This window comes from Delftia sp. ZNC0008 (assembly GCF_000799035.1).
Lineage (GTDB): Bacteria > Pseudomonadota > Gammaproteobacteria > Burkholderiales > Burkholderiaceae_C > Comamonas > Comamonas tsuruhatensis.
The window spans coordinates 1-322 of record NZ_JTKZ01000822.1; the positions used below are offsets into that span (position 1 = coordinate 1).

The window sequence follows — 322 nt, forward strand, 5'->3', positions numbered from 1 at the left end:
CCTGGCGCCTCATGGCCCAGATCGACCGCTTCGGGCGCCGCCAGCTCTACCACTACAGCGACGGCACCACACCCGAGGCCGGCCACAGTGCCAGCAAAGAGACCATGCCCGCAGGGCGCCTGGTCTCGCTGAGCGACGGCACAGGCCGGCGCTACCGCCTGCTGCACCAGCGCATCCACGGCGGCAAGGACGCGCAGGGCCTGAACGGACTGTGGGGCGCCGACGATGGCTGGCGCCTCATCGGGGTCGACCTCACGCAGGACCCGTTGCATCCCCTGTCCACCCCCATCACGCTCGTGCGCTACGGCTACAGCAGTGCAGG

The 322-nt window shown here is 70.5% G+C and carries 1 pseudogene; it reads left to right on the forward strand.

Annotated features, from left to right (window positions below):
* Positions 1 to 322, forward strand: a pseudogene (locus L995_RS26245) (hypothetical protein); the annotation flags it as partial.